Origin of the sequence: Aliihoeflea sp. 40Bstr573 (assembly GCF_024105655.1) — a bacterium.
Classification (GTDB): Bacteria; Pseudomonadota; Alphaproteobacteria; order Rhizobiales; family Rhizobiaceae; genus Aliihoeflea.
Window position 1 is genome coordinate 340,044 of record NZ_JAAAMH010000001.1, and the last position, 19,169, is coordinate 359,212.

At 63.1% G+C, this 19,169-nt stretch carries 18 protein-coding genes; 5 read left to right on the forward strand and 13 right to left on the reverse strand.

Annotated elements, in window-relative coordinates:
- Position 1: 1 nt before the first annotated feature.
- Both GTK01_RS01625 and GTK01_RS01630 read right to left on the reverse strand, forming a co-directional pair.
- Positions 2 to 1,201 carry an MFS transporter gene (locus GTK01_RS01625; RefSeq protein WP_252924101.1) on the reverse strand — a complete coding sequence of 400 codons (1,200 nt, stop codon included), beginning with the start codon at positions 1,199 to 1,201 and terminating at the stop codon, positions 2 to 4.
- 115 nt (positions 1,202 to 1,316) lie between these two features.
- Positions 1,317 to 2,147, reverse strand: coding sequence for an aldo/keto reductase (locus tag GTK01_RS01630; protein WP_252924102.1), 831 nt, complete (start codon positions 2,145 to 2,147; stop codon positions 1,317 to 1,319).
- A gap of 73 nt (positions 2,148 to 2,220) precedes the next feature.
- Here GTK01_RS01630 and GTK01_RS01635 point away from each other — a divergent pair, with 73 nt between their 5' ends.
- Together GTK01_RS01635 and GTK01_RS01640 are read left to right on the forward strand one after the other, a co-directional pair.
- A complete protein-coding gene (locus tag GTK01_RS01635) occupies positions 2,221 to 3,210 on the forward strand; it encodes a heparan-alpha-glucosaminide N-acetyltransferase (protein WP_252924103.1) in 990 nt (329 codons plus the stop codon).
- Complete coding sequence (locus tag GTK01_RS01640; RefSeq protein WP_252924104.1) at positions 3,207 to 3,683, forward strand: isoprenylcysteine carboxylmethyltransferase family protein; 477 nt, start codon at positions 3,207 to 3,209, stop codon at positions 3,681 to 3,683. The genes GTK01_RS01635 and GTK01_RS01640 overlap by 4 nt, the downstream gene beginning before the upstream one ends.
- Here GTK01_RS01640 and GTK01_RS01645 read toward each other — a convergent pair whose 3' ends face one another.
- The 10 genes from GTK01_RS01645 to GTK01_RS01690 form a co-directional block, all read right to left on the reverse strand.
- Positions 3,684 to 4,070: a MerR family DNA-binding transcriptional regulator gene (locus GTK01_RS01645; protein WP_252924105.1), complete on the reverse strand. Its 387-nt coding sequence runs from the start codon at positions 4,068 to 4,070 to the stop codon at positions 3,684 to 3,686. It lies immediately after the preceding gene.
- 107 nt (positions 4,071 to 4,177) lie between these two features.
- Entirely contained in the window at positions 4,178 to 5,584 is a 1,407-nt protein-coding gene (gene mgtE, locus GTK01_RS01650; protein WP_252924106.1) for a magnesium transporter, read from the reverse strand.
- Positions 5,585 to 5,761: 177 nt separating this feature from the next.
- Entirely contained in the window at positions 5,762 to 6,457 is a 696-nt protein-coding gene (urtE, locus tag GTK01_RS01655) for an urea ABC transporter ATP-binding subunit UrtE (protein ID WP_252924107.1), read from the reverse strand.
- 4 nt (positions 6,458 to 6,461) lie between these two features.
- Positions 6,462 to 7,208, reverse strand: a complete 747-nt coding sequence (gene urtD, locus GTK01_RS01660; RefSeq protein WP_252924108.1) for an urea ABC transporter ATP-binding protein UrtD — start codon at positions 7,206 to 7,208, stop codon at positions 6,462 to 6,464.
- Between the two features lie 5 nt (positions 7,209 to 7,213).
- Positions 7,214 to 8,419, reverse strand: coding sequence for an urea ABC transporter permease subunit UrtC (urtC, locus tag GTK01_RS01665; RefSeq protein ID WP_252924109.1), 1,206 nt, complete (start codon positions 8,417 to 8,419; stop codon positions 7,214 to 7,216).
- Positions 8,416 to 10,035, reverse strand: a complete 1,620-nt coding sequence (gene urtB, locus GTK01_RS01670; protein WP_252924110.1) for an urea ABC transporter permease subunit UrtB — start codon at positions 10,033 to 10,035, stop codon at positions 8,416 to 8,418. Before urtB ends, urtC begins: the two co-directional genes overlap by 4 nt.
- Before the next feature lie 72 nt (positions 10,036 to 10,107).
- A complete protein-coding gene (urtA, locus tag GTK01_RS01675) occupies positions 10,108 to 11,400 on the reverse strand; it encodes an urea ABC transporter substrate-binding protein (protein ID WP_252924111.1) in 1,293 nt (430 codons plus the stop codon).
- Between the two features lie 294 nt (positions 11,401 to 11,694).
- A complete protein-coding gene (locus GTK01_RS01680) occupies positions 11,695 to 13,266 on the reverse strand; it encodes a GMC family oxidoreductase (RefSeq protein WP_252924112.1) in 1,572 nt (523 codons plus the stop codon).
- A gap of 49 nt (positions 13,267 to 13,315) precedes the next feature.
- Positions 13,316 to 13,858: a twin-arginine translocation signal domain-containing protein gene (locus GTK01_RS01685; RefSeq protein ID WP_252924113.1), complete on the reverse strand. Its 543-nt coding sequence runs from the start codon at positions 13,856 to 13,858 to the stop codon at positions 13,316 to 13,318.
- An 80-nt stretch (positions 13,859 to 13,938) separates the two neighbouring features.
- Positions 13,939 to 14,334 carry a VOC family protein gene (locus GTK01_RS01690; protein ID WP_252924114.1) on the reverse strand — a complete coding sequence of 132 codons (396 nt, stop codon included), beginning with the start codon at positions 14,332 to 14,334 and terminating at the stop codon, positions 13,939 to 13,941.
- Between the two features lie 218 nt (positions 14,335 to 14,552).
- Between GTK01_RS01690 and GTK01_RS01695 the strand changes: the two genes are divergently transcribed.
- From GTK01_RS01695 to GTK01_RS01705, 3 genes are all read left to right on the forward strand, one after another.
- Positions 14,553 to 14,858, forward strand: a complete 306-nt coding sequence (locus tag GTK01_RS01695; RefSeq protein ID WP_252924115.1) for a ribbon-helix-helix domain-containing protein — start codon at positions 14,553 to 14,555, stop codon at positions 14,856 to 14,858.
- A gap of 81 nt (positions 14,859 to 14,939) precedes the next feature.
- On the forward strand, positions 14,940 to 16,190 hold the full coding sequence (locus tag GTK01_RS01700) for a sorbosone dehydrogenase family protein (RefSeq protein ID WP_252924116.1): 1,251 nt from the start codon (positions 14,940 to 14,942) through the stop codon (positions 16,188 to 16,190).
- A 66-nt stretch (positions 16,191 to 16,256) separates the two neighbouring features.
- Positions 16,257 to 16,577: a cytochrome c gene (locus GTK01_RS01705; RefSeq protein ID WP_252924117.1), complete on the forward strand. Its 321-nt coding sequence runs from the start codon at positions 16,257 to 16,259 to the stop codon at positions 16,575 to 16,577.
- A gap of 2 nt (positions 16,578 to 16,579) precedes the next feature.
- Here the strand turns inward: GTK01_RS01705 and cckA are convergent, their stop codons facing one another.
- The gene (gene cckA / locus GTK01_RS01710) at positions 16,580 to 19,162 is read right to left on the reverse strand and encodes a cell cycle histidine kinase CckA (protein WP_252924118.1); all 2,583 of its coding nucleotides are present in this window, start codon (positions 19,160 to 19,162) and stop codon (positions 16,580 to 16,582) included.
- Between the last annotated feature and the right edge of the window lie 7 nt (positions 19,163 to 19,169).

The window sequence follows — 19,169 nt, forward strand, 5'->3', positions numbered from 1 at the left end:
GTCATATGCGACGTGGCAGGTAATGCCACGTCACCACCGCGCAGACGGCCATCAAGATCGCGAGCGAGGCGAAGACGCCGCCGAGGCCAAAGAAGATCAGGACTATGGAATAGACCAGCGGCGGCATCAGTTCCGACAGGTCGAGATAGGTGCGATAGACGGCCGTCATCTGAGCGCGTTCATGGCTGCGGACAGCGCGCATGAAGACGACGGAGCCCAGAGCGTCGAGCGCCACGCCGAAAAACGCCGTGACGAGCAGGAACGCGCCGGCGACCCAGGGCGAGGCTTCGCCTGCAGCGGCCGTGACGGTCAGCCCGACGGCCATTCCGGCAAACGCCACCGCCATGGTACGGCGCGCGCCGAATCTGGCGCCAAGTCGCCCCCACAACAGCGCGGTGAACAGGAGCGCATTTCCGGCCGAGACGATCAGCCCGCCGGCGAGGCTGCCCTGCCCCGTTACGACCATCAGGAGCGGCGCGTAGACAAAGAAGCTCGTCCAGAAACAGGAGCGGCCAAACGCGATGAACCACGCGAGCCTCAGCCGCGGCTGGGCGAGAAAACGGCCGATATTGGCAAGCGGATTGGCCGGCTTGGTCTTGCCGGGCCGGATCGCAATATTGTCGGACAGACGAAAATACCAGAAGAAGCAGAGCAGGATCGCGGCGAAAATCGCGACGGCTCCATGCGCCGCCCAGAGGCCGAACTGCGAATAGAGGGTGACGCCGAGCGTGGGACCGCACATCCATGCGATGGTGGACCAGGCCATGCGCAGCGATTCCGACTGAATGAACTGTGTCTTGCGAATGTGATCCATGATGTAGAGGTTGAGCGTGATCGACAGCGCCGACGCGCCGATGACCCGCGCCAGCATGCCGCCGAGCTGGCCCGCAAGCGTTCCCGTGACGAGGCAGAGCGAGCCAAGTCCGAGAAGCAGGACGCCGGCAGTATAGACGCGGCGGCGCGCAAAACGCTGGATCGCCAGCGGCATCAGGATGGTTGCCGACAGGCCGAGAAGCGCGACGACCGTGTAGGTCAGCGAAACGGACTGCTCGCTGCGCAGAAGTTCGTAAGCCTGGATCGGGATGACGCTGGCGACCGAGGCGCGGGCGAACGATTCCAGAGTGAACAGGATTGCAAAGGTACGCGCGCCGGGCGCGCGCGCTGCAGGAAGCCAGATCGGATGCCGGACCTGCGCGACCATGCGCCCCCTCCTTCATGGAAGACGAGCTATGCGGCGGCGCAGATCGAACGGTTATGAGGAAACCGGCATGACGTGACGCAATTTCGTCTGGACCAAGGAGCGGGTTGAGCCCGGCTCAGGCGGCGTCCCATTCCGGCGAGAAATCGTAGCCGCAGATGCGCGCGTTCTTCACGCCGAGTGCGCTGATCGCTGCCATTTCACCATCGGTGAGCGCGAAATCGAACATGTCGAAATTCTCGGCGAGCCGTTCCTTCCGCGTCGTGCGCGGGATCGCGACGACACCGTCCTGCTGGACGTGCCAACGCAGGACAATCTGGCCCGGCGTCTTGCCATGTGCCTTCGCCGCATCGACGACCGCTCGTTCCGCAAAAAGGTCGCCACCACGGGCCAGTGGACAATACGAGGTCATCGCCATGCCGGCCTTGCGACACGCGGCGTACACCTTCGCCTGGTCGAGATAAGGATGATGCTCGACCTGATTGGCGACGAGCGGCGCATCGGAAAGCGCGAGTGCTTCGGCAAGGAGCCCGGTCGGAAAATTCGAGACGCCGACATGGCGGGTCAGGCCATCTGCGCGAGCCTTGTTCAGCGCCTCGATCGTCTCGGCGAGCGGAATCTTCGGATTGGGCCAGTGGATGAGAAGAAGGTCGACCTGATCGAGCTTCAAGCGCTCGAGGCTCTTTTCGGCTGAGCGGCGGAAATCGTTTGCCGCCAGATCGGTCCACCAAACCTTGGTGGTGACGAAAACCTCGTCCCGCGCAAGACCCGAGCGGCGCAGGCCCTCGCCAACATCCATCTCGTTGCCATAGCTGGCGGCGGTATCGAGATGGCGGTAGCCGATGCCGAGCGCATGGGCGACGAGATCGGCACAGACTTCGCCTTTCAAAGTCCACGTGCCAAGGCCGAGGGCCGGGATGCTTGCGCCATTCGCTTCGATTCTGTGCATCGCTCCGTCCATCCTTCTGCTTGGCCGTGCCGGTCGGTTTCATGCTACCGACTTGTAACAACGAGATTCTTCAATGACCGACCTAGTGCACAGCCCGCCCAAAAACAAATCCCGGATCGAACTGATCGACGCGGCGCGCGGCTTTGCGCTGGTCGCGATGGCGATCTACCATTTCGCATGGGACCTTGAATTCTTCGGCTATGCGACGCCCGGCATGACCGCTGTCGGCGGGTGGCGGATTTTTGCGCGCTCGATCGCCTCGTCCTTCCTGTTTCTCGTCGGCTTCAGCCTGTTTCTCGCCCATGTGCGCGGGGTGCGCTGGCGTCCCTTCTGGTGGCGGATGCTGCAGGTAGGCGGGGCCGCAGTGGCGATCACGATCGTCACCTATTTCGCGACGCCCGACTCATTCATCTTCTTCGGAATCTTGCATCACATTGCGCTGGCGAGCATCGTCGGCCTTTTGTTCCTACGCCTGCCGGCCGTGGCAATTGTCGTCATCGCGGCAGGCGTGATCGCTCTGCCGGTGCTGTGGCGCAGCGACGTTTTCAACGCAATGGCGCTCGCCTGGACGGGCCTCGCCCCGGTCAATCCGCGATCCAACGATTTCGTGCCGCTGTTTCCATGGTTCGGTGCCGTCCTCCTCGGGATGGCGACGGCGCAGGTCGCGCGCGCTTCAGGCTGGACGGAACGGGCGGCCAGCAAATCCCTGCCCGGCTGGACCAAGCCGCTGCAATTTGCCGGACAGCACAGCCTGGTCGTCTACCTACTGCATCAGCCGATCCTGATCGGCCTGATCTTTCTCGCTTCGCTCATCGTGCCACCTCTAGCCGAGGAGCCACGCGTCGGCTTCCAGCGAGCCTGCGAGGCACAGTGCGTCGAGACCCGCGATGGCGCTTTTTGCGAAGCCTATTGCGGCTGCGTGGTCGCTCAAATCGATGGCGACGCGCGCGCGGCAGAGATTTACACTGGCGCACCGAGCCAGGGCACGACGGCGTGGCTCAGCGACGTCGCCGCGCAATGCTCGATCGCAACCGATATGGAAATGCCAGGAGAAGCCGAATGACGACGATCGATCAACCGCCGATGCGTTTTCCCTGGCCGCCGGTCATCCTCGTGTCGGCCGTGGCGCTGGCCATCATTCTGGGAAGCGTCATACCGTTGCCCTGGCTGCGCGGGCCGTTCGCCGAGTTCCTCGCCGGCGTTGGCGCGCTGATAATCGTCGGCGGGGCGACGCTCGTCGTGCTCGCGATCACGCGGTTCCGCAAGACCGGGACGCCGGTCGCACCGACCTCTTCGGCACAGCGCCTCGTGACAGACGGTCCGTTCGCGATCAGCCGCAATCCGATCTATCTCGGCGGCGTGACCATCCTCATCGGGCTCGCGCTCGTCACGCACAATGCCTGGTTCATCCTCGCCGGCTTCGCGGCGGGCATCGCAATCAGCTTCATCGCGATCCGCCCGGAAGAACGGCATCTCGACCGGCGCTTCGGAAAAGCCTATCGCGACTATGCAAAGCGGGTTCGCAGGTGGTTCTGATCAGGTATTGACGCCCAGCTCGGCGAGACGCTCGACGCAAGCTTCCTCGGCACCGTCGAGTTCCGACAGCGTTTCCTCGAGGTCACGGCGCTTCTGGCGCAGATCCTCGCGCTTTTCCTCGATGCGCTTGATCATCAGCTTGAGCTGACCCACCTCGCCGGGCGGCTCGCGGTACATCTGGATGATCTCGCGGATCTCGTTGATCGAGAAGCCGAGGCGCTTGCCGCGCATGATCTGCTTGATGAGGTGGCGATCGGCAGGGCGGAACAGGCGCGTGCGTCCCCGTCGCACGGGCATGACCAGCCCCTCGTCCTCGTAGAACCGCAAGGTGCGGGTCGATACGCCGAACTCGCGCGTGAGCTCGGTGATCGTGTAAAATTCCCGCATCCGCTTATCCGATCAAGCCTTTGGAACCGAGCCGAGACTGCCACGGCATTTACGTAAAAGTCAATTACGCCGGCTCACTGCGGTGTGCGACCGTCTAGGATCGACACCTAGAGAAGGCCGAACCACCAGGTTGCAAGGCCGAGAAAGGCGAAGAAGCCGACGACGTCGGTGATTGTGGTGACGAACACCGCGGAGGCGACGGCGGGATCTGCGCCAACCTTGTCCAGCAGCAGCGGCACGAGAATGCCCGCCAGGGCCGCTGTAAAGAGGTTGATCAGCATCGCGACCGCTATGACCATGCCGATGTCGTTGGAAAACCAGAAGGCGGCGATGCTTCCGACCAGCACCGCGAACAGGACGCCGTTGATCAAGCCGACGCCCATTTCGCGGCGTATGATGCGGCCGGCGTTGTAGATATCGAGGTCACGGGTAGCGAGCGCGCGGACGGTGACCGTCATGGTCTGCGAAGCGGCATTGCCGCCCATGCCGGCGACGATGGGCATCAGGATCGCGAGCGCGACGACCTCCTGGATCGTGGCGTCGAAAAGGCCGATCACCGAGGCCGCGAGAAAGGCCATGACGAGGTTGATCAGAAGCCAGGGCACGCGCGAGCGCGATGTGGTGCGCACGGAATCCGACAATTCCTCGTCGCCGACGCCGCCCATGCGCAGGAGATCTTCCTCGGCTTCTTCCTGAATGACGTCAACGACGTCGTCGATGGTCAGGACGCCGACAAGCCGCTCGTTCTCGTCGACGACGGCAGCGGAGAGAAGATCGTACTGCTCGAATTCCTGCGCCGCCTCTTCCTGGTCCATCGTCGCGGGGATCGCGTGACGCGTCTCGTGCATCACGTCCTCGATCCTCACACCGCGTTGCGAGCGCAGGATGCGGTCAAGGTCGACGGCGCCCATCAGCCGGAAGGTAGGGTCGACGACGAAAATCTGGGGAAACGAGTCCGGCAGGTTCTTGTCTTCGCGCAGGTAGTCGATCGTCTGGCCGACCGTCCAGAAAGGTGGCACGGCAACGAACTCCGTCTGCATGCGCCGGCCGGCGGTCTCTTCGGGATAGTCGAGAGAGCGGCGCAGCCGTATCCGTTCGGTAAACGGAAGCTGCTTGAGGATCTCGTCCTGATCCTCCCTGTCCAGGTCTTCCAGAATGTAGACCGCGTCGTCCGAATCCAGTTCCTGGACAGCCTGCGCGATCTGTGCGTTAGGCAGATGCTCGACGATGTCGAGACGGATCGCCTCATCGACCTCGGTCAGTGCCGTGAAGTCGAACTCGTCACCCATGAGAACGACAAGGCTGCGGCGCGCCTCGGCCGGCAGGGCTTCGAGAAGGTCGCCGATTTCGGATTGGTGGAAGCCAGAGACTTCGCTTTTCAGCGTGTCGGCGTCCTGATCTTCGATGGCAGCGGTGATGCGCGCGATGAAGTCCTGCCGGATCGCGCCGTGTTCATTGTAGATTTCAGGCCGAGCCTCTTCGCCGCCGCCGGTTTGGTTGTCGTGGGCAATCATCGGCGCCTCCATGGGTGTTCGGATGGAGTTTGAGGATGTCGGGCGAAACGGATGGCTGGCCGGTTCGTCTGACAGGCCGACTGGTTGGGTAAGACGAAGGCGGCAAAGCCGCAAGCCCTTGCCGCGCAAAAACGCCGGCGATCGGGTGAAGGCTGCGGCGCTGTGGCTTCGGTCGCTTCAGACGGTAAGGAAGCGGCGCACGTGCGGATCGTCGAGATCGTGCGCTTCGCCCGAATGGACGATCTGGCCGCGGTCCATGATGTGGATGTCGTCGGCAAGCTCACGGCAGAAGTCGAGATACTGCTCGACGAGGAGGACGGCGATGCCGGCGGAATCGCGCAGGTAGCGGATCGCGCGGCCGATATCCTTGATGATCGACGGCTGGATGCCTTCGGTAGGTTCATCAAGGACGAGGAGTTTGGGACGCAGGACAAGCGCGCGGCCGATAGCCAATTGCTGCTGCTGGCCGCCCGAAAGATCGCCACCTCGTCGGCCGAGCAAGTCCTTCAGCACTGGAAACAGCGCGAAAACATGATCGGGGATGTTGCGGTCGGAGCGCTTCAGCGGCGCGTAACCGGTCTCGAGATTTTCGCACACGGTCAGGAGTGGAAAGATCTCGCGGCCCTGGGGAACGAATGCGATGCCCGACCGGGCGCGCTCTGACGGCGCGCTCCGGTCGAGCACCTTCCCCTCAAAATCGATCGAACCCGTCGTCAGGCGGTGATGGCCGACGATGGCGCGCATCAGGCTGGTCTTGCCAACACCGTTGCGCCCGAGGACGCAGGTGATGCGACCGGGATGCGCGGTAAGGGAAACGCCTCGCAATGCCCGAGCAGCGCCGTAATGGAGGGTGGCGTCGGTGACGGTCAGCATGGCTTCACCTTCCCAGATAGACTTCGACGACGCGGGGGTCCGCGCTGACGTGATCGAGCGAACCTTCGGAGAGCACCGATCCTTCGTGCAGGCAGGTGACCTTGACGCCAAGCTCTCGGACGAAGTGCATGTCGTGCTCCACGACGATGACCGAGTGCGTGCGGGCGATGTCGCGCAAAAGGCGCGCTGTTTCCTCGGTTTCGGCGTCAGTCATGCCGGCCACCGGCTCGTCGACAAGCAGGAGCTTGGGATCTTGCGCGAGCAACATGCCGATCTCCAGCCACTGTTTCTGGCCATGCGAGAGATTGGCTGCGAGATCGTCGCGGCGTGCAGCCAGACGCACCGTTTCGAGGATGCCATCGAGCTTGCGCCGCGCCGCGGCGGTTTCGCGCCAGAAGAGCGTCGGGAATATGGTACGCGGCCCCTTGAGCGCGAGCAGCAGATTGTCCTCCACCGAGTGGCTTTCGAACACGGTCGGCTTCTGGAATTTGCGGCCGATACCCATGATGGCGATGTCCGCTTCATCGTGACGGGTCAGATCGACTTCGCCGTCGAAAAAGACCTCGCCGCTATCCGGCCGCGTCTTGCCGGTGATGATGTCCATCATCGTGGTCTTGCCCGCGCCGTTGGGGCCGATGATGGCCCGCATCTCCCCCTTGTCGAGCACGAGCGAGAGATTGTTGATCGCGCGGAACCCGTCGAAGGAAACCGAGACGCCGTCGAGATAGAGGATCGTGTTGGATTTCGACATGGCGCTCACTCGGCCGGTTGCGGGCTGGCATCGGCCCCCGGAAGACGGCGGACCGGCGGCTTTTCAGGACGCACGACGGGCAGGTCTGGCGTTTCCGACGCGCGAGCAGCCTTGGTATCGCGGCGATCTTCGAAATAGCGCCCGATCGTGCCGACGATACCCTTGGGCAGGAACAGCGTCACGGCGACGAAGAGGCCGCCGAGCGCGAAGAGCCAGAGGTCTGGATAAGCAGCGGTGAACCAGGTCTTGGCATAGTTGACGAGAATCGCGCCGATGATCGGCCCGACCAGCGTGCCGCGACCGCCGACGGCCGCCCAGACGACGATCTCGATCGAATTTGCCGGCGCGAATTCGCCCGGATTGATGATGCCGACTTGCGGCACGTAGAGGGCGCCGGCGATGCCGGCCATGACAGCGGAGACGACGAAGGCGAAGAGCTTCACATATTCAGGCCGGTAGCCGATGAAGCGCGTGCGGGTTTCCGCGTCGCGCACCGCGATCATGATCTTGCCGAGCTTGGATTTCGTGATTGCGCTGCAGATGACAAAGGAGAGCGCGAGTGCGACGGCAGTTGCGGCAAAGAGCGCCGCGCGGGTGCCGGGCGCCTGGATCGAGTAGCCGACGATCTCGCGAAAATCGGTCAGGCCATTGTTGCCGCCGAAGCCCATGTCGTTGCGGAAGAAGGCCAGCATCAGCGCATAGGTCATCGCCTGCGTGATGATCGACAGGTAGACGCCGGTGACGCGGCTGCGAAAGGCGAACCAGCCAAAGACGAAGGCGAGCAGACCGGGCACCACCATGACCATCAGCATGGCGAACCAGAAATGGTCGAAGCCCCACCAGTACCAGGGCAGTTCCGACCAGTTCAGGAACACCATGAAATCGGGCAGTTCGGCGTTTCCGTAGACGCCGCGCGAACCGATCTGGCGCATGAGATACATGCCCATCGCGTAGCCGCCGAGCGCGAAGAATGCGCCGTGGCCGAGCGAGAGGATGCCGACATAGCCCCAGACGAGATCGAGCGCGAGGGCGAGCATGGCGTAGGTCAGATACTTGCCCATCAGGGCGACCATGTAATTGGGCACGCGCAGGGGATGGCCGATGGGCAGAAGCAGGTTGGATACGGGAACGAGGATCGCCGCCAGGAGGAGCAGGCCGACCACCCAGTAGAGCCGCGCCCCCAGCGCCCGGATGAATAATTGCGTGATCATGCTTCGACCGCCCTTCCCTTTTGCGCGAAAAGGCCGCGCGGGCGCTTCTGGATGAAGAGGATGATGAAGACGAGGAGCAGGATCTTGGCGAGCACCGCGCCGGCATAAGGCTCGAGAAACTTGTTCAGGACGCCAAGCGTCATCGCGCCAACCAGCGTGCCCCACAGGTTTCCGACGCCACCGAAGACCACGACCATGAACGAATCGATGATGTAGCCCTGCCCCAGATTGGGCGAGACGTTGTCGATCTGGCTGAGCGCGACGCCCGCAAGCCCGGCAATGCCGGAGCCAAGTCCGAAGGTCATCGCGTCGACCCAAGGCGTGCGGATGCCCATGGACGATGCCATTCGCCTGTTCTGTGTCACTGCGCGCATCTGGAGGCCGAGTGCGGTGCGCTTGAGGACCAGCAGCAGTGCGGCGAAGACGATGAGTGCGAAGATGACTATGAAGAAGCGGTTCCAGGTGATGGCGATGCCGTAGAAGTCGAAGGAGCCGGACATCCAGGACGGATTGCCGACCTCGCGATTCGATGCGCCGAAGGTGGTGCGCACGGCTTGCTGGATGATCAGCGACAGGCCCCAGGTGGCGAGCAGCGTTTCGAGCGGGCGGCCATAGAGGAAGCGTATGACGCCCCGCTCGATTGCGATTCCGATCAGGCCTGTAACGAGGAACGCCGCCGGCAGGGCGAAGGCGAGCGACCAGTCGAAAAGTTCCGGGAAGGACGCGCGGATGAAATTCTGGACGAGGAAGGTCGTGTAGGCGCCGAGCATGACCATCTCGCCATGCGCCATGTTGATGACGCCCATGACCCCGAAGGTGATGGCAAGGCCGATGGCAGCGAGGAGCAGAACCGCGCCGAGCGAGACGCCGTACCAGACGTTCTGCCCCACATCGAGCAGCGCCAGCCGGCCCTGGATGTCGGCTATGCCTTTCTCGATGGTCGGTGTGACGTCTGCATCGGCGCTGGAAAGCGCAGCCTGGAGGATTCCGAGTGCCTGGCGGTCGCCGCGCGCGGCGATGGTGTCGACGGCCGCGGCGAAGGCGGCGGGCTCGGCATCGGAGCGCAGGATCGCGACCGCGCGGGCCTCTTCCATGACCTGCAGGACGGCGGCGTTCTGTTCCTCGGCAATGGCCTCGTCGAGCAGTTCGACATTGTCGGGATCGCCGGCCTGGAACATGGCGCGGGCAGCCGTCATGCGGGTATTCGCGTCCCCGCTCATCAAGGTGAGTTGGCCAACGGCGGTGCGCACGGCGCGGCGGAGTGAATTGTTGACGCGAATGCGCTCGACCGAAGCTTTCGCGACCTCGCCTATGGATTCGCCGGTCAGTGCGTCGACAGCGTCCAGCGGATCGCCGCGACCGGATAGCGTGACTATTTGGCCCGTGGCTTCGACGACATTCAGTTCACCGGCGGCAAGGGCGTCGAGGAGGTTTGCGGCGCGCGGGTCTCCGGTGGCGGCGATCTGGGAGACGATTTCCGCGCGATCCGAGTAACTGCCTTTGGGAAGCTGGCGAACGAGGTCTTCGACGGATTGGGCAGACGCGCCGCCGCAGGTTGCCAGCAGCGCGACGGCAATCATCATCACGTGACGGCGCAGGAAATCGGTGAAGATCATCGTCCAGTCCGGTTTGGGTCAGGATGACGCGAAGGCGGAGGGGCCGCCTTCGCTCATTTTCAGATCGTCAGATCAGTTCGCCGCTGCCTGCGCACCGCCGCAGGTTTCGGTTTCGGTGTTGAAGTTTCCGCAGTTGACCGGGTCGGTCCAGTCGGCCTCGAGGACGGCCGATTCCGGCAGGAAGTCGGACCAGGCGTCGCCAGGGACGAGGTCCTCGGTTTCCCAGACGACGTCGAACTGACCATCGTCCTGGATTTCGCCGATCAGCACCGGCTTGGTGATGTGGTGGTTCGGCAGCATCACAGCCGTGCCACCTGTCAGGTTCGGAACCTCCACTCCGACGATCGCGTCGATGACGGCGTCGGCTTCGGTGGAGCCGGCCTTCTCGACCGCGGCGACCCACATGTTGAAACCGATATAGTGGGCTTCCATGGGGTCGTTGGTGACGCGTTCCTCATCGCCGATGAAGGCGTGCCAGGTCTCGATGAACTCGGCGTTCTCCGGCGTGTCGACCGACATGAAGTAGTTCCATGCAGCGAGGTGACCGACGAGCGGCGCGGTGTCGAGGCCGGCCAGTTCCTCTTCGCCGACCGAGAATGCCACGACCGGAATGTCTTCGGCGGCGACGCCCTGGTTGCCCAGTTCGCGATAGAACGGAACGTTGGCGTCGCCGTTGATGGTCGAGACGACCGCGGTCTTCTTGCCCGAGGAGCCGAACGCCTTGATGTCGGACACGATCGTCTGCCAGTCCGAATGGCCGAACGGCGTGTAGTTGATCATGATGTCTTCGGCGGCCACGCCCTTGTCCTTGAGATAGGCCTCGAGGATCTTGTTGGTGGTCTGCGGATAGACATAGTCGGTGCCGGCCAGCACCCAGCGCTCGACGCCTTCCTCTTCCATCAGATAGTCGACGGCGGGGATGGCCTGCTGGTTGGGCGAGGCGCCGGTGTAGAAGACGTTGCGCTGGCTCTCCTCGCCCTCATACTGAACGGGGTAGAACAGAAGGCCGTTGAGCTCCTCGAACACCGGCAGGACCGACTTGCGGCAGACCGAGGTCCAGCAACCGAACACGGCGTCGACGCCGTTGACCTCGTACATCTCGCGCGCCTTTTCGGCGGCAAGCGGCCAGTCGGACGCGATGTCGATGACGACAGGCTCGAGCTGGCGACCCAGAAGGCCGCCCTTCTTGTTCTGCTCCTCGATGAGCATCAGCATGACGTCCTTCAAGGTCGTCTCCGAAATCGCCATCGTGCCCGACAGCGAGTGGAGAACACCAACCTTGATCGGCTCGTCCTGAGCGGCGGCCGCCGACATTAAAAGACCGCTGGTGACGGCCGCGGCTAGCGTTTGACGAATTCCCCTCATGATTGCCTCCAGGCATTCTTGTTTGCACCGCAATATGTGGAGCAAACGCCATGCCAAGCGGGCGCCTTCGTGAGGGCAAGTGAAGTCCTCATGGGATTTCAATTGCTTGGGCGGGCGCCAACGGACGTGGAGAGGTTGGGAGCGCGCTACAATGCAATTCGCTTGCAGACGATGTGCGCAGTGAACTCGCGAATACGCACAATAAATAGGCAACATGGCCAGCAGAAACGTGATGCATAAAAAATGGGCGACACCGCAAGCAGTATCGCCCAAGTCCTCGGGGGATGATTGAGTTCAGATCGTGCCGGACGACATCTCGTTTGCGATATGTTCTGCCTGGCGGATGGCGAGCGCCACGATGGTCAGCGTCGGGTTTTCAGCCGCGCCGGTCGTGAACTGGCTGCCGTCGGAGACGAAAAGGTTCGCGATGTCGTGCGTCTGGCCCCACTGGTTGACGACACCGTCCTCCGGACTCTCACTCATGCGGTTCGTGCCCAGATTGTGGGTCGAGGGATAGGGCGGCGTCGGGAAGGTGCGGGTCGCGCCGACCGCGTCGTAGAGCGCCATGCCCTGGCTGTACGCATGGTTGCGCATTGCCGTGTCGTTCGGGTGGTCGGTGAAAGCCACGTCCGGGATCGGCATGCCGTATTTGTCCTTCAGTTCGGCATGAAGGGTGATCCGGTTCTTCTCCTGCGGCATGTCTTCGCCGACGATCCACATCCCCGCCATGTGGTCATACTTGTCGAGCGCGGACGTGAAGGATCGTCCCCAGCCACCCGGATTGAGGAAGGCGGCCATAAAGGGCAGGCCGAGCGCTAGTGTCTCCAGCTCGTATCCGCCAACGAAACCGCGCGAGGGATCGTGCCTGGCCTCGTCGCGGACGATGCCGGCCATGGTCGTGCCGCGGTAGAAGTGGACCGGCTGCTCGAAGACGGCATAGACCGAGCCCGTCGTGTGGCGCATGTAGTTCTTGCCGACCTGGCCCGACGAATTGGCAAGTCCGTCGGGATATTTCGACGAGGCCGAATTCAGGAGCAGGCGGGGGCTTTCGATCGAGTTGCCGGCGACGGCGACGATGCGGGCCTTCTGCTGCTGAAGGTTGCCGTCCTTGTCGGCATAGACGACGCCTGTCACCTTGCCGGTATCGTCGTGCTCGATCTTGATGACGTGGCTGTCGGGCCGCACTTCCAGCTTTCCGGTCGCCTCGCCCTTGGGAATCTCGGTGTAGAGCGTCGACCATTTCGCCCCCCATTTGCAGCCCTGGAAGCAGAAGCCGGTCTGCTGGCAGCCCATGCGGTCGTCGCGGAAGTCCGAATTTATGGCCATGTTGCCGGTATGGCAATCCTTGTAGCCGAGCTTGTCGGCCCCCGCCTTCAGGATCTTGAAATTGTTGTTGCCGGGCAGGCCCTCGATGCCGTTGGTGCGGGTCACGCCCATCTTGTCCTCGGCCTTGGCGTAATAGGGCTCGAGATCGGCAAGGGTGATCGGCCAGTCGAGAAGATTGGCGCCTTCGACCGGGCCGTAGTTGGTCAGGGTCTTGAATTCATGTTCCTGGAAACGCAGCGACGCGCCGGCCCAGTGCGTCGTCGTGCCGCCAACCGCCTTGACGATCCAGGCCGGCAGATTGGGAAAGTCCTTCGACACCCGCCAGTCGCCGGACGTGGTGCGGTTGTCGAGCCAGGCCAACTGGCCGAATGAATCCCATTCGTCGTTGATGAAGTCCTCATATTCGATGCGCGGCCCGGCTTCGAGAACGACGACGTCGACGCCCTTCTGGGCAAGTTCGTTGGCCAGCGTGCCGCCGCCGGCACCAGAGCCGATGATGACGACGACCGAGTCGTCGGTAAGTGCATAAGGAGCAGGCATGATATCCTCCCGGAAACCTGTCTATGGCTGGATGGTCAGGTCGAGCGGGTCAAAGCCACTCGATATCGTCGAAGCCGCGGGTCAAGTAGCCACCCTGCGAAAACGACTCGCCCTCGTAGCCAAACAGCGGCCACAGATCCTTCTGGTTGTAGAGCCCGACGACCATTCCACCGCGAACCGCCTGGAAGAAGGGCGTCGCCTCGATGTCCTGGAGCAGCTTCACGCGGTCTTCCTCCCAGCCGACACCGCGATATCCACCCTCGCCCGCGCGCTGGTCGAGATCGGCAATGCCGGCTTCGATGAGTGCCTTGTGGGCCGCTTCGCTGCCGGCCTTGGTATCGTGATCCTTCATCGCAATAGCGTAGAAGCGATCGGCCACATGATCGTGCGGATATACATCGCGCGCCATCTGGATGAGCGTTGCCATCGTCTCGGGATTCAAGGCCGCAGGTTCGACACCCCAGGCCTGCTGCGGACTGATGACGGCACTGCCCGTCACGACGAGGACGAGAGCGGCGCCGCTGCCTTTCAGGAGGGCGCGCCGCGATAGACCGGGGCCCCTGCCGGGCTCTCGTTGATAGACTGTGACCATGGTTTCCTCCCTGGCTTGCTGGTCGCGCCCGTTGGCGCGATTGACTGGCTACGGCCGCGCCTCCCCGCGCGGCCGTGAACTCATGTGTATCGTCCGTGTCGTTGCAGCACCTCGATCTTGTATCCGTCGGGATCGGCGACGAAGAAGAAGCGGGCGATGAGTTGGCCCTCGTTCTTGAATTCGACGATGTCGCGCGGGGCGAGATCGCTTGCCTTGAACCGCGCGTGCTCGGTGTCGAGATCGTCGACGCAAAAGGCTATGTGGCCATACCCGTCGCCAAGATCGTAAGGGTCGGTCCGGCCCTTGTTGATCGTCAGTTCGACCTCGAAATCGGCCTCTACATTGCGCAGGTAGACCAGCGTGAACGTTTCGAAATCGAGCCTGTCCGCGATCTCGAGCCCGAAGGCCGTTCTGTAGAAATCGATCGAACGCTTCTCTTCCAGCACTCGGATCATCGAATGGATTGCTTTCGCCAAATCGGCCTCCGCATTGTTGTTCGGATAGGATTATGGTGCGTCCGGGCGAGCTTTGGTGGCAGCGGGCTACTACGGATGAAGCGGGCGACGAAACGCCGTGCTAAAGTACGACTTGCTCTCGTCCCGCCCATCCCGGACACTTGAAATATTGCGGGGCGGCGTGCTCGCTACGGGGTCATTGGACGTACAAGAAAAACGGTATCGCGGAGGAAAATGTCATGTGCAGGGTGTTCGCTGGACAAGATCCGGAAGGTTACCGGCCGGTCAACCGGTCGGTGCGAATAGGCGGTCATTCGACCAGCATCCAGCTGGAGGCGACGTTCTGGCTGCTGCTCGATGAGATTGCCCAGTCGCAGGGGCTGTCGACGCCGAAATTCCTGTCGAAGCTCTATGACGAGGCGATCGAGATCAATGGCGAGATTCCAAACTTCGCCTCGATGCTGCGCACGACCTGCGCGCTGTACCTGCGCGGTCACCGGCCGCTGGACACCGAGTTGGAAGCGCTGCGGCACGAGGCGGCATAATTTTCGTGTAGTAGCCCGCTACCACCACTGTTCAACCGCCGGGTCTGATCTTCCTTCCGTAAGGTAATTTGGGAGGAAGCCATGAACAAGACAAGTCTGCTTGCAGCAGCACTGATGATGACGAGCGCGTCGACGCTCGCCTATGCGCAGACACAGGATTCAAATCTTGAGCGGTTGAGCAATTTCCAGACGACTGGAACCACCCAGTTCGAGGTTATCGAACAGGGCGGTGAGAAGGCCGAGGCGATCCGCCGAATCGTCGAAAAAGTGCGCGTGCCGAGTGGCTTCAAGATCGATCTTTATGCGATCGTTCCCGATGCGCGGCACATGGCGGTCGGCCCGCAAGGTATCGTGACCTTCATCGGTACGCGCAAGAACAAAGTCTGGGCCGTGACCGACCGCGACAAGGACCGGGTAGCGGACGAGGTCAAGGATTTCGCGCCCTCGCTTGCCATGTCGATCCCGAATGGTCCGTGCTTCTCGCCGGAGGGCGTTCTCTACATCGCCGAGCAGAACCGGGTTCTCTCCTATCCCGCCGCCGAGTTCTTCTATGAGAGCCCGGACGTCGCGGCATTCAAGGTGATGGAGACGCTGGTGCCGGAATCAGAGGTTTCCTTCAACCACACGGCGCGCGTGTGCCGCGTCGGGCCGGACGGAAAGCTTTACATCTCGCTCGGTCAGCCCTTCAACGTTCCGCCGCCCGAGAAGAAGGAACTCTACGAGCGCGAGGGCCTCGGCGGCATCATCCGCGTCGGTCAGGACGGCAAGGGCCGCGAGGTCTATACGCATGGCGTTCGCAACTCGGTCGGGCATGACTTCAACCCGGCGAACGGCGAACTTTGGTTCACCGACAACCAGGTCGACGGCATGGGCGACGACATTCCACCCGGCGAGCTCAACCGCCAGACCGAGGCGGGCCAGCATTTCGGCTTCCCCTGGTATGGGGGCGGATCGGTCCGCACCAACGAATACAAGGGCGAGGAACCGCCGGCTGGCGCCATCATGCCCGCCGTCGAGATGGACGCTCATGCGGCCGACCTCGGCATGACCTTTTATTCGGGCAATCAGTTTCCGGAGAAATATCGCGGCGGCATCTTCTCGGCCCAGCATGGCTCGTGGAACCGGACCGAACCTGTCGGAGCGCGGGTGATGTTCACCGCCATCAACGAAGACGGCAGCGCCGGCGAAACGGAAGTCTTCGCTGACGGCTGGCTCGACGAGAACGGCGAATATCTGGGCCGGCCCGTCGACGTGGCGCAACTGCGCGACGGCTCGATCCTCGTTTCTGACGATCTCGTCGGCGCGATCTACCGCATTTCCTACGGAAACTGAGCACTAATCGCCGGCGACCTTCCGGGCACACGCCCGGGAGGCACGGCCACACATCCAGGAGCACTCATGAAGACTGCAATCTCGATCGCGGGCGCGCTCGCCCTTCTGACGACGGGCGCGCTGGCGGCCGACCCGGCGGAAGGCCGCAAGGTCGCCGCGCGGTGCCAGGCCTGCCACGGCATCGACGGCATCGCAAAGCTGCCGATCGCGCCAAATCTCGCCGGCGAAAGCGCCGGCTATCTGTCGACACAGCTCAAGGCATTCAAGGATGGCAAGCGCGAGAACCCGATGATGACCGTCGTGGTGAAGGAACTGACCGACCAGCAGATCGCCGACGTGGCGGCCTGGTACGAATCGATCGAGGTCACGGTCAAGCTGCCCGAATAGCCTCACGGCTGGTCGAGCATGTCCTTGACCACGGTCGCCAGCTGCTTGAGCGAGAAGGGCTTGGGCAGGAACCCGAACTTGGCTTCCGCCGGCAGGTTCTTGGCGAAGGCGTCTTCCGCATAGCCCGACACGAAGACAAACTTGATGTCGGGCTGAATTTTCAGGAGTTCTCCGAGCAGCGTCGGCCCGTCCATTTCGGGCATGACGACGTCCGAGACGACGATGTCGACCTTACCGCCCAGCTCGTGGAAGATCTCCAGCGCCTCGACGCCTGACGAGGCCTCGTGGACCGTGTAGCCTCGCGACGACAAGGCCCTGACGCCGCCCATTCGCACAGCGTCCTCGTCCTCGACGAGGAGGACGGTCGCGGTGCCGGACAGATCCTTGGCCGTACCGTTCTGCTTTGCCGGCGGCGCCTGCTCGGCCGCAGCCTCTCCGGCCGCCGTCTCGCCCTTGGCTGCGACATGCCGCGGCAGGAAGATGCGGAAGGTCGTCCCGGTGCCCTCTTCCGAATCGCAGAAGATGTAGCCGCCGGTCTGTTTGATGATGCCGTAGACCATGGACAGGCCAAGGCCGGTGCCCTTGCCCACTTCCTTGGTAGTAAAGAACGGCTCGAAGATTTTGGAGATGACTTCTGGCGGGATGCCGCTGCCCGAATCCTCGACCTCCACCATGACGTAATCCGCCGGCGCGAGTTCGCGATAGCCGAAGGCGGCGCAGTCGGCAGACGTCACGTTGCGCGTCCGGACGGCAAGCATGCCGCCCTCGGGCATCGCATCGCGTGCGTTGACCGCCAGATTGACCACGACCTGCTCGAACTGGCCGATATCCGCTTTGACGGGCCACAGGTCCCGGCCGTGCTCGACGGAGAGCTGGATATCCTTCCCGACAAGGCGGACGAGCAGCATGCGCAAGTCGGCAAGGACGTCGGTAAGGTTGAGAACCTCGGGCCGCAAGGTCTGCTTGCGCGAGAAGGCGAGAAGCTGGCGCACGAGGGAGGCCGCGCGATTTGCGTTCTGCTTGATATTCATGATGTCGGCGAAGGACGGGTCGGACGGGCGGTGGCTCGTCAGGAGAAGGTCGGACGCCATGATGATAGCGGTGAGCACGTTGTTGAAGTCGTGCGCGATGCCGCCGGCGAGCTGGCCCACGGCCTGCATCTTTTGGCTCTGCGCCATCTGCGCTTCAAGCGCCTTCTGCTCCGTCGTCTCGACGGCATAGACGATTGCGGCTTCCTCGGCGCCGTCCTCGCCACCGGCGTCGGCGACGGCGTTGACGTAGAAGCGAAGGTAGCGTTCTTCGTTGCCCGGCAGAACGGTGTCGATCGGGGCGATGTCGGCCTGACCCTGCTTGGCAGCTTCGAGCGCGGCACGGAAAGCGTCCTGGTTGCGTGCGTGGATGACCCGGTCGAGCGGCGCGCGACCGTCGATGGCATCGCGGTCCACGACACTGGAAAACAGCGACAAGAAGGGCGCATTGGTGCGCAGGATGCGTCCTTCGCCGTCGATGCCGGCGATTGCCATCGGCGTCGAGTTGAAGAATCGCGTGAACCGGATTTCTGACGCGCGCAGTTCGGCGGAGCTGTCGGTGCCCTCCGCGCGGTTGAGCACGATGGTGCGGCTGGTGCCGGCGACGCCGTCGCGCGAACTGGCCACACGATGCATGATGCGCACGGGGATCGCCGCACCCGAGACCGCCATCAGGTCGAGGTCGACCACCGCGTCGCGCGTCGAGCCGGGCTCGGCCTTGACCGACGAGAGCAGCGCCATGCCGTCGCCGGCGACGATTTGAGAAAGGCGGATCGCGCCGGGCACGAAGTTGGCGAGGTCGATGCCGAGCCAGTCGGCGAGCGTAGCATTGAGATAGGTCAGCCGGCCGGAGGCGTCGGAGGCGAAGAAGCCGGCCGGCGCGTGGTCGAGATGATCGATCGCCTTTTGAAGGTCGAGGAAGAAGCGTTCCTGCTCGGCGCGTTCCTGTGAGATGTCGACCAGCGTCCAAAGAGCGGCCGGCTGACGCATTTCGGGGACGCGGAAGGTGCGGGCCGATGCCCGATACCAGCGCGCGCCGCCCTCGCCTCCGGCACGTAGCGGGCGTGGCAGGCGGAACTCGCCGTCGGCGTTGCGCCCGTCTCGGATTGCGGTCGCGAGCTTGTAGATGACCTGGGCGGCCTCCGGGCTGTCGGCAAGCAGCGCTTCGATGGTGCGCGTTTCTTCAGGTGACGTCGCGCCTGTCAATTCGGCATAGGCTCGGTTTGCGTAGAGGATGCGGCCCCGGGCGTCGGTGACGATGGTGCCTTCCGCTGAACTGTCGATGAGCGCGCGCGAAAGGCTGTCCGACGTGGAACGACCAGCCAGATGCACGAAGCCGATGGCGGCGGCGAACAGGAAACCGACGCCGATCATCGCGAGGACGCCCAGCAGTCCGAGAAGAGTGTTCGGGCTCAAAAGGTCGTTGAAGACGATGAGCACGACCGCGCAGATGACGAGCGCGATGATGAAGCCAACGAGCCGCGACAGGGTCGAGAGGCGGACATCCTGGTCAACGATCGGCGCCGGATTGAGCTCGCCGCCATTCTTCTGCGCCATCAAGGCG

Excerpts from the sequence above, each read along its gene's own strand:
- GTK01_RS01625 (WP_252924101.1), bottom strand. The coding sequence starts at position 1,201 with ATGGTCGCGCAGGTCCGGCATCCGATCTGGCTTCCTGCAGCGCGCGCG.
- GTK01_RS01695 (WP_252924115.1), top strand. The coding sequence starts at position 14,553 with ATGTGCAGGGTGTTCGCTGGACAAGATCCGGAAGGTTACCGGCCGGTC.
- GTK01_RS01700 (WP_252924116.1), top strand. The coding sequence starts at position 14,940 with ATGAACAAGACAAGTCTGCTTGCAGCAGCACTGATGATGACGAGCGCG.
- urtB (WP_252924110.1), bottom strand. The coding sequence starts at position 10,035 with ATGATCTTCACCGATTTCCTGCGCCGTCACGTGATGATGATTGCCGTC.
- GTK01_RS01645 (WP_252924105.1), bottom strand. The coding sequence starts at position 4,070 with ATGCGGGAATTTTACACGATCACCGAGCTCACGCGCGAGTTCGGCGTA.
- urtA (WP_252924111.1), bottom strand. The coding sequence starts at position 11,400 with ATGAGGGGAATTCGTCAAACGCTAGCCGCGGCCGTCACCAGCGGTCTT.
- GTK01_RS01640 (WP_252924104.1), top strand. The coding sequence starts at position 3,207 with ATGACGACGATCGATCAACCGCCGATGCGTTTTCCCTGGCCGCCGGTC.
- mgtE (WP_252924106.1), bottom strand. The coding sequence starts at position 5,584 with ATGATTGCCCACGACAACCAAACCGGCGGCGGCGAAGAGGCTCGGCCT.
- GTK01_RS01680 (WP_252924112.1), bottom strand. The coding sequence starts at position 13,266 with ATGCCTGCTCCTTATGCACTTACCGACGACTCGGTCGTCGTCATCATC.
- GTK01_RS01705 (WP_252924117.1), top strand. The coding sequence starts at position 16,257 with ATGAAGACTGCAATCTCGATCGCGGGCGCGCTCGCCCTTCTGACGACG.
- cckA (WP_252924118.1), bottom strand. The coding sequence starts at position 19,162 with ATGGCGCAGAAGAATGGCGGCGAGCTCAATCCGGCGCCGATCGTTGAC.
- urtD (WP_252924108.1), bottom strand. The coding sequence starts at position 7,208 with ATGTCGAAATCCAACACGATCCTCTATCTCGACGGCGTCTCGGTTTCC.
- GTK01_RS01630 (WP_252924102.1), bottom strand. The coding sequence starts at position 2,147 with ATGCACAGAATCGAAGCGAATGGCGCAAGCATCCCGGCCCTCGGCCTT.
- urtC (WP_252924109.1), bottom strand. The coding sequence starts at position 8,419 with ATGATCACGCAATTATTCATCCGGGCGCTGGGGGCGCGGCTCTACTGG.
- GTK01_RS01685 (WP_252924113.1), bottom strand. The coding sequence starts at position 13,858 with ATGGTCACAGTCTATCAACGAGAGCCCGGCAGGGGCCCCGGTCTATCG.
- urtE (WP_252924107.1), bottom strand. The coding sequence starts at position 6,457 with ATGCTGACCGTCACCGACGCCACCCTCCATTACGGCGCTGCTCGGGCA.
- GTK01_RS01635 (WP_252924103.1), top strand. The coding sequence starts at position 2,221 with ATGACCGACCTAGTGCACAGCCCGCCCAAAAACAAATCCCGGATCGAA.